The sequence below is a fragment of the Vibrio sp. 10N.261.45.E2 genome (assembly GCF_002875705.1).
Lineage (GTDB): Bacteria > Pseudomonadota > Gammaproteobacteria > Enterobacterales > Vibrionaceae > Vibrio.
Window position 1 is genome coordinate 165050 of the sequence record NZ_MCZZ01000111.1, and the last position, 11957, is coordinate 177006.

12 protein-coding genes are annotated in these 11957 nt (G+C 44.1%); 7 read left to right on the forward strand and 5 right to left on the reverse strand.

The window, feature by feature from the left end:
- Positions 1–67 precede the first annotated feature (67 nt).
- The gene (locus BCT34_RS08690; RefSeq protein WP_076655140.1) at positions 68–1405 is read left to right on the forward strand and encodes an MATE family efflux transporter; all 1338 of its coding nucleotides are present in this window, start codon (positions 68–70) and stop codon (positions 1403–1405) included.
- An 85-nt stretch (positions 1406–1490) separates the two neighbouring features.
- Here BCT34_RS08690 and BCT34_RS08695 read toward each other — a convergent pair whose 3' ends face one another.
- From BCT34_RS08695 to BCT34_RS08705, 3 genes are all read right to left on the reverse strand, one after another.
- On the reverse strand, positions 1491–2369 hold the full coding sequence (locus BCT34_RS08695; RefSeq protein WP_076655144.1) for a U32 family peptidase: 879 nt from the start codon (positions 2367–2369) through the stop codon (positions 1491–1493).
- Between the two features lie 18 nt (positions 2370–2387).
- Entirely contained in the window at positions 2388–3401 is a 1014-nt protein-coding gene (locus tag BCT34_RS08700) for a peptidase U32 family protein (RefSeq protein ID WP_017068227.1), read from the reverse strand.
- Between the two features lie 180 nt (positions 3402–3581).
- On the reverse strand, positions 3582–5621 hold the full coding sequence (locus BCT34_RS08705) for a bifunctional diguanylate cyclase/phosphodiesterase (protein WP_076655148.1): 2040 nt from the start codon (positions 5619–5621) through the stop codon (positions 3582–3584).
- A 256-nt stretch (positions 5622–5877) separates the two neighbouring features.
- On the opposite strand from BCT34_RS08705, the gene BCT34_RS08710 reads away from it, so the two are divergent.
- From BCT34_RS08710 to BCT34_RS08735, 6 genes are all read left to right on the forward strand, one after another.
- Entirely contained in the window at positions 5878–6405 is a 528-nt protein-coding gene (locus BCT34_RS08710; RefSeq protein WP_076655149.1) for an SCP2 domain-containing protein, read from the forward strand.
- Complete coding sequence (locus BCT34_RS08715) at positions 6389–6892, forward strand: N-acetyltransferase (RefSeq protein WP_076655150.1); 504 nt, start codon at positions 6389–6391, stop codon at positions 6890–6892. Before BCT34_RS08710 ends, BCT34_RS08715 begins: the two co-directional genes overlap by 17 nt.
- A 158-nt stretch (positions 6893–7050) precedes the next feature.
- Entirely contained in the window at positions 7051–7449 is a 399-nt protein-coding gene (locus BCT34_RS08720) for a DNA polymerase III subunit psi (protein ID WP_076655151.1), read from the forward strand.
- The gene (gene rimI, locus BCT34_RS08725) at positions 7442–7897 is read left to right on the forward strand and encodes a ribosomal protein S18-alanine N-acetyltransferase (RefSeq protein ID WP_050633586.1); all 456 of its coding nucleotides are present in this window, start codon (positions 7442–7444) and stop codon (positions 7895–7897) included. The genes BCT34_RS08720 and rimI overlap by 8 nt, the downstream gene beginning before the upstream one ends.
- A 160-nt stretch (positions 7898–8057) precedes the next feature.
- Positions 8058–9638, forward strand: a complete 1581-nt coding sequence (prfC, locus tag BCT34_RS08730; RefSeq protein ID WP_076655152.1) for a peptide chain release factor 3 — start codon at positions 8058–8060, stop codon at positions 9636–9638.
- A gap of 106 nt (positions 9639–9744) precedes the next feature.
- Positions 9745–10575: a LysR family transcriptional regulator gene (locus BCT34_RS08735; RefSeq protein ID WP_076655155.1), complete on the forward strand. Its 831-nt coding sequence runs from the start codon at positions 9745–9747 to the stop codon at positions 10573–10575.
- On the opposite strand, the gene BCT34_RS08740 is transcribed toward BCT34_RS08735, so the two are convergent.
- Together BCT34_RS08740 and BCT34_RS08745 are read right to left on the reverse strand one after the other, a co-directional pair.
- Positions 10572–11285: a hypothetical protein gene (locus BCT34_RS08740; protein WP_076655157.1), complete on the reverse strand. Its 714-nt coding sequence runs from the start codon at positions 11283–11285 to the stop codon at positions 10572–10574. The genes BCT34_RS08735 and BCT34_RS08740 overlap by 4 nt on opposite strands.
- 97 nt (positions 11286–11382) lie before the next feature.
- The coding region (locus BCT34_RS08745; protein ID WP_206747221.1) for a hypothetical protein at positions 11383–11957 on the reverse strand (575 nt) is incomplete at its 5' end.

Sequence of the window (11957 nt, forward strand, 5' to 3'; positions counted from 1 at the left end):
CCTTATTAACTAATTTTTCGAGTCATATCTTGTTAATATGCGACTCACAATGAAAATAGAGTAAGAAATGAGTAACTCAATTAGTCGTCAGTTTTGGCGATACACAATCCCTACCGTGGCGGCGATGTTGGTTAATGGCCTGTACCAAGTGGTGGATGGCATCTTCATTGGCCGCTATGTGGGGGCTGATGGACTTGCAGGTATCAATGTTGCGTGGCCTGTGATTGGTTCGATTCTCGGTATTGGTATGTTGGTGGGTGTGGGTACAGGTGCGCTTGTCTCGATTCGCCAAGGTGAAAAAGATACTCAAGGCGCTAAGCAGATCTTAGCAACAGGCTTAACCCTGTTGTTAGCGATAACGCCTATTGTTTCTGCATTGCTGTTTTTATTTGCTGATAATTTCTTACTTTGGCAGGGCGCTGAAGGGCGAGTGTATGAACTTGGTCTGCAGTACTTGCACATCTTGATTGGTGCTAGTGTTTTCACGCTAGGTTCGATCGCGATGCCGTTTTTACTGCGTAACGATGACAGCCCTAATCTAGCTACCATCTTGATGGTCGTTGGTGCCGTGATTAACATTGTGCTCGATTACCTGTTTATTGCTCTTTATGGTTGGGAGTTGATGGGCGCGGCATTAGCAACAGCGATTGCTCAGTTTGTGGTAACGGGTCTCGGCTTGGCTTACTTCTTCTCACGTCGAGCAAACTTGCGCTTACGTTGGAATGAACTGCGATTGAAGCTCGATGTGATTCCACAAATCTTCGCGATTGGTACATCTAGCTTCTTTATGTACGCTTATGGTTCGATGATGGTGGCGCTGCACAATGCGCTATTCTCTCAATATGGTGACCAGTTGATGATCGGCGCTTACGCAATTTTGGGCTACATCGTGACGGTTTACTACCTCACGGCTGAAGGTATCGCGAACGGTATGCAACCATTAGTGAGCTACAACCATGGTGCGCGTAACCAAGCGAACATTCGTAAGTTACTTAAGATTGCGATGCTGAGTTCAGTATTGATTGGTGTGGCATTTGTGCTGCTTCTGAACGCGTTCCCACGTGAGTTTGTATCAGTATTTAACTCGGACGAACCTCAGCTCGTTGAGTACACCGTGTTAGGGATTCGACTTCACATGTTTGCACTGGCGCTTGATGGCTTCTTGGTAGTAGCGGGTGCTTACTATCAAGCGGTAAACAAAGGCAGCAAGGCGATGTTTGTGACGATAGGTAATATGCTTATCCAGTTACCTTTCTTATACATCATGCCTAAGTTGTACGGTGTGCCGGGGATTTGGATTGCGTACCCATTGTCTAACATTGCGTTAAGCGTGGTGGTGATGGTGATGCTCTACAAAGATGTAAAGAAGCTCGATGCCTCTCCGATGGAGACAGCGACGGCATAGGTCATATTTCTTAAGCCGAATAAAAAAAGGTCTAGCGAATGCTAGACCTTCTTGTATCAACTGCTGATTGGTTTTACTCGAAGAACTAGATGTTCTTAACGTCTAAACCTGCAAGCTGATGCCAGTAGCCATTGCACTGACGGCTTTCAATCTTCATCGGTTTTTGACCTTGTTCGTTTGCTCTGAAGTTATTGATTTCAGAGAAGGTATCAACACCGAGTGGACTTAAACGAACCACATCAACCAGGTCGTGCATGTTTGGCAAATCATTGACTAGGTTGTAGCAGTAGCCCGATTGCGTCTGGATACCGTTAAGGTTGAATACCGATTGGCCTTCTTGGCTTTCTACTTGTAGCCCTGTTGGGTACTTGATACAGCAGGTTTCGCAATCGTCTTTAGCTTTATTTTCTGCGCGAGCGGTAAAGCAGCGTGCTGAGTAAGCAAGCGGTAGGTAGCCGTGGCTAAACACTTCAACTTCGAATTTATTGCGGATGTTTAGCTCTTCGCATTGTGTCATTACATTACTTAGCCATTCACGAGAAAGCTCGACAGGCATACACCAACGTGTCATACCTTGCTTCAAGAACAGGTTCAGCGTGCGCGCGTTGTATGTATTTACCGCAGGTCCGACAACGAATGGTACTTTGCTTTCGCTCGCCAGTTGAATAGCAGACACGTCATTGGCTTCAATCGCGAAGTCACCGTTGTCGATGTACTTCTTCATGATGTTGACTTCGCTTGGCGCTTCGAGCAATGCCATGGTCGAGAGGACAACTTGCTTACCTGACGCAGACAGCTCTTTGGCAATGTCCATCCAGTGTTTCGCTTTCATCTCACGACGCTTTGAACACACGGCTTCACCTAAGTAGATGATGTCGGCAGAGCTTGATTTTGCTTGCTCATAGAAGCTTTCAACATCTTGTTTTGGCCAAAAATAAAGTAGAGGGCCTAATGCGTATTTCATTGAGTTCTCCATTTGGCTCTATTGCCATTTACGGTGATAAGCGCCAAGCGTGGTTTGTGTACCTTCCGATACATTCGCCAGTGTCGCATTCCAAGCTTGTTCCACTTGATATTGTTCTGGGTTCGCTAAGTAGCGATCGATAGCAGCGCGCCAAGTGCGAGTCACTTGTTCAACGTAAGCAGGGCTGCGTTGGCGACCTTCAATCTTCACTGAGGCAACATTGGCCGCGAAAAGCTCAGGTAACATGGATAACGTGTTTAGGCTGGTTGGCTCTTCAAGTGCGTGATAGCGCTTACGTTCACCATCGATCTCAGCCTCAAAGCGACCTTTACACAGCGTTGGGTAACCTGCGTTCTCACCTGCTTCATACTTATCGATAAGGATTTCGTTCAAGCGAGACTCTAGGCCTGTTTCTGTTTCTTGCCAGCGAACGTATTTCGCCGGAGAGCAAGCACCAACGGTATTTGGTGATTCGCCAGTCATGTATGAAGAGAGGTAGCAACGACCTTCAGCCATGATACACAAACTACCGAAAGCGAATACTTCAAGGTCAACGTCAGAAGTGATATTACGAGAAAGCTGTTTGACCTGATGAATCGACAACACACGCGGCAGTACGACACGCTTAACGTTGAAGTTTTTATGGTAGAAGTCGATAGCGGCTGCATTGGTTGCAGACGCTTGTACTGATAGGTGCAGTTCTAGATCTGGATATTTATTTGCTGCGTATTCAAGCACCGCGATGTCTGCGATGATCAGTGCATCAACACCCAGTGCAGCAGCATTATCTACGGCATTAGTCCAACGGTCGAAGCCATTTGGGTGAGCAAATGTGTTTAGGGCAACATGAATTTTCTTGTTGTGGTCATGCACATACTGCACAGCACGATCGAGCTTTTTACCCGCAAAGTTTAGGCCTGCAAAGTGTCGGGCATTGGTATCGTCTTTGAATCCGATATAGACAGCATCCGCACCACAATCAATAGCGGTTTTCAAAGCAGGTAAGTTACCCGCTGGGCATAAGAGTTCCATTTGCTCACTACCAGTAGAATTAAGTTGAAGCGAGCATTTTATGAAGAATTGTGAATGACGGAATTGATGTAAGGCAGGTTTAGATGGATAAATCTGCTTTTACTCCGTTTGAGGTACTGACGAGTGGTAGTTTTGTGTGTTGCTCTGGCTTTGAAGGAGGCGCGTACGCGAATCGTCTAATCAATTTTTGTGGCGACGGTTTTGTGCGAACAGCTCTTCTACATCTTGTTTTGGCTGAGGACGATAGAAGTGGAAGCCTTGAATTGAACTACAGTTGAGGTTCGATAGCAGAGTCGCTTGCTCACTGGTTTCGACACCTTCTGCAACCACGGTTAAATCGAGAGATTTACCCAGGTTGATGATGTTTTCAATCACGGTGATTTGCTTTGGTAGGGTGTCGATATCAGAGATGAAAGCACGGTCTATCTTAAGCTCATCAATTGGGAATCGAGCAAGGTAAGACAGAGAAGAGTAACCCGTACCGAAATCATCAATCGAGAGGGCAAAGCCGAGCTTCTTGATGGCGTTCAGCATTTGAAGTGTGTGTTCACTATCACTCATCACTGCGCTTTCTGTTAGTTCAAACGTAATTGCACTTGGGTCAAGCTCGGTCGAACGGAGTAGCTTTTCCATGTAATCAATCAGTTTAGGATTACCAAACTGTTCTGGTGAAAGGTTGATCGCGACACGACCTGGTAGGATACCTTGCATCTTCCAGCGTTTAACCGTCGCAAATACTTCACGCATTACCACTCGGCCAAGTTGTTCAATAAGACCAGCTCGTTCTGCTACAGGGATAAATGCCGCAGGGCTAATATAGCCTTCTACAGGGTGCTTCCAGCGTACCAGAGCTTCTGCGCCATTGATGGTGAAATCTCGCGCGTTGACCTTAGGTTGATACCAAACTTCGAGTCCATTCTGTTGCAGCGCTTTTTGTAGCTCAATCTCAAGCCACAATCGCATACGCGCTTCTTTGTTCATCTGTTCGTTGAACTTGATTAGGCGATTGCGACCACGATCTTTGGCTTCATACATTGCTGTGTCTGCATTTTGCAGCAAGATACGAGCATCAGTACCATCTTGAGGAAAGCTCACGCTACCAATTGAGCAGGCCAAGCGCTTGCTAAAGTGGTGAAGATCGAAGGGTTGATTGATCAAGGAAATGATCTTTTCAGCGAGCATTTCAGGTGTTCGTTGATGTTCAGGTTCTGGCAGGATAATACCAAACTCATCTCCACCTAAATGCCCAATCACGGCCTTACGAGGCAGTAAGCGTTTTAGGCGTGAAGCGACCTCTTTAATCACTTTGTCACCGATGTGGTGACCCAGTGAGTCATTGATATTCTTAAAGTTATCAATATCTAAGTAGAGCATCACCACCGGCGTATCGTTGTGAATAAACTGCTCAAGACGCTTGGTAAACCCAACTCGGTTGTAGAGCTTGGTTAGTGCATCGATGTAGGCATCTTCACTGTTTGCCTGTGTATATTGTTTTGCGGGTTCTTGCGCGTCTTGGATAAGCACCAGTTGAGTGTTACTTCCAAGAACGGTGGTGGAGTCGATATTGAGCTGAACCTTACGTTCGAAGCCGCATCGGGCACCCGTTAAGCAAACCAAACCAGACTCAGAAATAATAGAGCTGAGGTTGTTATTGAAGACTGTTTTGGTTTGTTCATCGATAAATAGGCGTCCCAACTCTTCACCAATTAACTCTGTGGTTGAGTTAAAACCAAGCAAGCGTGCCGCTGCAGGGTTGGATGACAAGATGTAGTCACTTTCAACGAGCAGTAATCCGTCTGGGAGTAGGTGAGATAACTTATGGAACTTTGCTTCGGACTCTTCTAAAGAGCGGATAAGGACTTGGTTTTCTGATGTGTCGAAGGCGTGAAAGACGATGTAGTCGGTTTTGTTGCCGTTGGTCAGCGGAGATAGGCTGAAATGAAGGCTGGTATCGAGGTCAGTTTCGTTGAGAGTGACTTCGGCCTCAATCGTTTCGCCATTGAATGCACGTTCATAGTAAGGCTTAAGGTGTTGGTAGAACTGTTCGCCCAATGTTTGGCGGTCATTCATGCCTACAAGCTCTGTTTGACTCAAACCAGCAATATCACAGTAACGCTCATTCACCATAAAATAGTTATGTTGAGCATCAAGTACTGCAAAAAAGAACGGACTATTTGCAGTTAGCTGGGTAAACCAATGTTGTAATTGCTGGGGAGGCATCAAAGTACTACCAATTCTCCAAGAGCTTGAATATTCACTATCGATAAATATTTATTACGTTTTGTGGCTATCGATATTTACCTGTGAGTGCAGCGATCCGCTGTAATTCTCATTACCTGAGTTACTATAACTGTGATTTTCAGGATATTAAAGGTCGAGCATCAAACAGAAGTTAATTTGATACATAACAGTAACTGAGATCTTAACATCATCTATGATGCATTCCATATTATTGACAAAGTTACGGATAAGTCACGTGATAAACAAGATTCGCACTCAACTAGTTCAAAATGCCGCATCAATTTTGCGATCTCCAGTCCAGTTATTGCCTAAAACAGTACAAAAAAGAGCCTTGTTGGAGGCGCTTAAGAATGTCTTCAAGGAAGCTTTAGAGGACGGTGACTTTGAGTTTTTAGAAGACAAATGGCTGAAAGTCTCAATAAAAGACATGGGGTTAAGTTGGTGTATTAGCTACAAAAATGAGCAACTGGTTGTCGCTGATAAAGAAGTAGTTGAAGACGTTAGCTTTAGCGGGAATCTTAATGATCTTGTGTTGATTGCAGGACGCAAAGAAGACCCAGATACGCTTTTTTTCCAACGTAGATTGTCTATCGAAGGTGATACTGAGCTTGGTTTAGAAGTCAAAAACTTGATGGATAGCGTAGATCTGGACTTATTGCCGGCTCCTATGAAAACTTTGTTAAATCAATTAGCTGATTTTGTGCAGAAGGGAGTACAATCCCCAGATACACAAAGTGAGGTAATGAATGCTTATTCGAACTGAAGCACCGGCAGATATACTTGTCATTGATCGTTTATTGAAATCTGTTTTTGAAACAGATGCTGAAGCTAACTTGGTTATGAGCTTGCGTGAGAATAGCCATTTAACGCTATCGCTGGTGGCTTGTTCTGATGAAGGCGAGGTGGTTGGTCACCTGATGTTCAGCCCTATCACTCTTGGTGATGATGATCATAACTGGCAAGGGCTTGCGCCTCTCGCTGTGAAAGAAGAGTACCGCAACCAAGGCATTGCTAAATCTCTAGTTGAAGATGCGTTTTCCACTTTGGTCGATTTTGGTTACCCTGCTTGTGTTGTGCTTGGTGATCCTGCTTATTACAGCCGCTTTGGTTTCAAGGCTGCGAGTGAATTTGGCCTGAGCTGTGCTTGGGATGTGCCTGAAGGTGCTTTCCAAGCTATCGAGTTAGTTGAAGGTGCGCTTGCTGGTCATTCTGGTGAGATTGCTTACAGCCCTGAGTTCAACAACTTATAAGCTGATTCACTACGCAATAAGATACAAACCGATTTAGTCTAAATAAAGGAGCTTGATGCTCCTTTATTTTTTGTTAGTATCAGCCCAACTTTGATGAGCTCGTTTTTAACTTCGCTCTAATCAGTCGCCACTATTAACCTAAGGTTGCACCGCTAGATATGTCACAAACACACGCACAATACCTGCAAGAGATGGGCATTAGCCAATGGGAGCTGAGCCACCCAGAGCGTCTGGCGGGCTATGAATCTGAATTGACTCCGCTTTCGAGCGATTGCAAGTTACTGTTGGTTTCGCCTGAAAAGCCTCAGGAAGACCTTGCTGTGATGTTTGAGCGTGTACTCAAAAGTATCAAGCTCGACTTATCTCAAGCATTACATGTTCAGCCTCAGCACCTATCTTCTTTGGATTTAGGTTCGGTTGAGTGGATATGGTTTGCTGGCTGCGAGTCGGCTCAAGAGTTGAAAGCTAAAACATTACAATCGCCATTACTGTCTGACATTAACGGTAATAACCAACATCGCCGCGACTTATGGCAACAAATTTGTGCTTATGACTAATCAATTTTTACCAACTTCACAGCAACACCTAGACGCCATTTGGCAGATAGAGCAGGCCGCACATTCTCATCCATGGTCTGAAAATATGATCCGAGATCTCGATAGTCGAGGCGCCTGCCATCATGTTCTTGAAGTCGATGGGCAAGTAGTCGGGTACTTCTTCGCGCAAAACATTGTTGGTGAAGTCACGTTGCTTAATATCGCGGTAGACCCAAGCCAGCAAGGCAAAGGGTATGGGAAAGCGTTAACTGAACATTTTCTTGATATGTGCGAACAAGCTGATGCGGAAAGCGCTTGGCTAGAAGTTCGCGAAAGTAATGTGAACGCGTTTAATCTCTACGAAAAGGCCGGTTTCAATGAAGTTGATCGCCGTCGGAATTATTATCCCACCAAGCAAGGCAACGAAGATGCCATCATTATGAGCTATCTTTTTATGTCTTTTAGCTAACTATATTGTGTCTTTTAGACGACCAGATAATTAGCGATAAAATAGGGTGTAAACTGACCCTTTAGAAAGTGACACGCTTTCTGTATAATCCGCACACAGAATTCAAGGGCAAGTATTATCTACTTGCCCTTTTTACGCTTTAGATCAGCAAAGGGCGACTATGTCTTTCCAACAAGAAGTGAGCAAACGTAGAACGTTTGCGATTATCTCTCACCCGGATGCGGGTAAAACCACGATTACTGAAAAAGTTCTTTTATTCGGAAACGCGATTCAAAAAGCGGGTACCGTAAAAGGCCGTGGCTCTAACCAGCACGCTAAATCTGACTGGATGGAGATGGAAAAAGAACGTGGTATCTCGGTAACTACGTCGGTAATGCAATTCCCATACAATGATTGCCTAGTAAACCTACTAGATACTCCAGGACACGAAGATTTCTCGGAAGATACGTACCGCACGCTAACAGCGGTTGACTCTTGTTTGATGGTTATCGATGCAGCGAAAGGTGTCGAAGATCGTACTCGTAAACTCATGGAAGTAACACGTTTACGTGATACGCCAATCGTAACGTTTATGAACAAACTTGACCGTGACGTTCGTGACCCAATGGAAGTGCTTGATGAAGTAGAGAGCGAGCTGGGTATGGCTTGTGCTCCAATCTCATGGCCTATCGGTTGTGGTAAAGAGTTTAAAGGTGTTTACCACATTCACCGTGATGAAACGATCTTATATGAATCAGGCCACGGCCACGAGATCCAAGAAGTTCGTATCATTAAAGGTCTAGATAACCCTGACCTAGATGAAGCAGTTGGTGCTGATCTTGCGGAAAGCGTACGTGAAGAGTTAGAGCTTGTTATTGGTGCTTGTCCTGAGTTTGATCTCGACCTGTTCCTTGCTGGCGAACTAACACCGGTTTACTTCGGTACTGCATTAGGTAACTTTGGTGTTGACCATATGCTTGATGGCCTAACGAAATGGGCTCCAGCTCCTCAAACGCGTCAAGCGAACGAGCGTGATGTTGAAGCGACAGAAGAGAAATTCTCTGGTTTCGTATTTAAGATCCAAGCAAACATGGACCCTAAACACCGTGACCGTATCGCTTTCATGCGTATCGTATCGGGTACTTACAACCAAGGTATGAAGATGAACCATGTTCGTACTGGTAAGAGTGTTAGTATCTCTGATGCGGTAACCTTCATGGCGGGTGACCGTGCTCGAGCTGAGAAAGCATACGCGGGTGATATTATCGGCCTGCATAACCACGGTACTATCCAGATTGGTGATACCTTTACTCAAGGTGAGAGCCTGAAGTTCGCTGGTATTCCTAACTTCGCACCTGAGCTATTCCGTCGTATTCGTCTGCGCGATCCACTTAAGCAGAAGCAACTTCTAAAAGGCTTGGTTCAGCTTTCAGAAGAGGGCGCTGTACAAGTATTCCGTCCAATGCAGAACAACGACCTGATCGTTGGTGCGGTTGGTGTACTTCAGTTCGACGTGGTTGTAGCGCGCTTGAAAGCAGAATACAACGTAGAAGCTATCTACGAAGGCGTTAACGTTGCAACCGCACGCTGGGTTGAATGTGATGACGCTAAGAAACTAGAAGAATTCAAACGTAAGAACCAATCTAACCTAGCGTTAGATGGCGGTGACAACCTGTCTTACATTGCACCAACTATGGTGAACTTGAACCTAGCTTCTGAACGCTTCCCTGAAGTTCAGTTCCGAGCGACGCGCGAGCACTAATAGCAACAGTTCTACATAACACTGTTGAATATTATTAAAGCCGAATTGCTTATAGCATTCGGCTTTTTTGTTACACTAAGAGAACACCGTTTTGATGGAGTAAAGCGTGTTTGATCTCAACTTAGTAAAGCCATTCCTCTCTGTATATCAACAAAGATCGATAACCAAAGCTGCTGAATCATTAGAATTAACACAGCCAGCCGTTAGCGCCGCAATCAAAAGGTTTGAAGCGGTGGTAGGCTATGCGTTGTTTGTAAGAGTAGGTCGTTCAATAGAACCAACGTCAATGGCTCACAAATTGGCAGGTCAATTATCTGATGCTTTAGAGTTGATGGAAGGGGCTGTATCAAGAAAGCGTGATTTTACGGTTTATATGCCTGCTAACTTATTGCATAAAATGCCAATGCTTCATGGTGTCCAATTAGTCGAATCACCAATCTCTGTTGATTGCGTTGTCGAGGATATTCGACTCAACCGAGTAGACTTAGTGGTCGATACTGGTTTGCCGAAACAAGCGAGCTTAGCTTATGAGTTTGCGACAACAGATAGACTATTGTTGATGAGCGATCCCGAAATTAGTAAATTTGGTGAGCAGATTTCAATGGATGAGTTTCTTGAAGCACGGCATGTAACCTTGAAGCTACTTCGACAAGATACTCAAATAGTCGACTTTCTTTCTGAAAAGAGCTTTACTCGTGATGTGGCAATTGAAGTTCGAAATCTAACTAACTTGATTTTAGCTGTTAAAGGGACTGACTATATTGCAGCTGTTCCGGTTAGCATGATCCATTTAGCAAAAACCATTGGCTTACAAATTCATGAGCCTCCATTTGCGATGCGCCCGGTGGAATTCGAATTTTTCTATCACAAGAAGTATCAAACTAATGGACAACATCAAGAGTTGCGAGAGAAGCTTAAACAGTTATTAAATAGCTAGAAATCGAAGGCTAAACCGAATTCAACATAGTTTTTAGCTTCAGGGTATATGGTGTAGGTAACGGACGGTTTTACGTACTTCAAGTTAAAGAATACAGCGACCTCGTGATAATGGATGTTGGTCCTAGCTTCATTTCTGATATATCCAGGCCCCACAGTAGTATCATCCTTAATGTAAAAGTCTTGGGTATCTTTTTTGAATCCAATTTCTTGATTGAATTTGTAAAGAAAATCAGCATATCGAATCGGGCTCCACAGAGCTCCAGCACTATAATCGAATGTGTCAGAGGCTCTATGTTCCACACATAAGTTTGGAAGACAAGCATCGAAATCTCTATCCATATAGTTGTAGTTAATATCGCCAAGCAGTGTCCATTGTTCATGAATCAACTTAGCAATAAAAATGCCTGTTGTGATCTCATGTTCGCTGACTTTTAAGGTGTTTTCTGTGTAGTACGTGTCCCCTTGCCAGAATGAATACCCCAACCCTGCCTGCCAGTATTCTTGAGTATCGACCTCTCCAAAAACACGCAACTTATCATTGATTTGATAGTTTATATCAAGTGTGGCAACTGTTTTTTCATTGTCTGGGTTTTGAGATAAGCTGACGGAAAAGATATCCGTAAAACGCTCAATAGATTCAACAAGGGTGTCATTTGCAGTTGAATGAAAAGGGAAGGTGGAAGCAAGTATTAATAGAAGGCGTTTCATATGTTAATTCCGAATCGCTTTCCTTAGCTAGTTAGTAAAAACACCCGATAATAGGAGTTACTATTATCGGGTGAGCTGGTTTAACCTAGGCTAGTTATTAGCCACGTAAACGCTGTTGAATCGCTGATTTCGCTTTCTGTAGCTTGGTTGGGTCAATAGATTGTAATTTATTGCTATCGAGCTTTCTTAGCGCCGGTTTCAAAGCTTCATTTGGAATTATGTGTCCTTGCTCATTTATAATAATTGTTTTGTCATTAATCTTTACTACTGTGACAGTGAGATCACTGTCTTTTAAAGGGATTGTATTTGCTTCGCCAATGACTAAGCCATCCTTATTTCTGATTGTGTAAGTTACGCTATTATCATGAATTTCGGCTGTTAATGACGTAGCTTCCCCATCTACATAGATAGATCCGTCATTTCCTAGTTGAACAGATTTAAGCTCATCGTGCTCAGGCATAGTTGGCTCAGTAGGCATATCGATTGATTTGATATTGCCATTTTCGTCGATAATGATCTTTGCACCGTCTACACCAGTAACAACGTAGCCTTGAGTGGTTTCCTGAGCATGGGCGATAGTTTGACCATCTTTAGATATGACACCGTCTTTATTAACGTTGTAGTCGGTCTTTTCCCCATCAATAATAATCATACCGTTAGGCTCAACAGAAA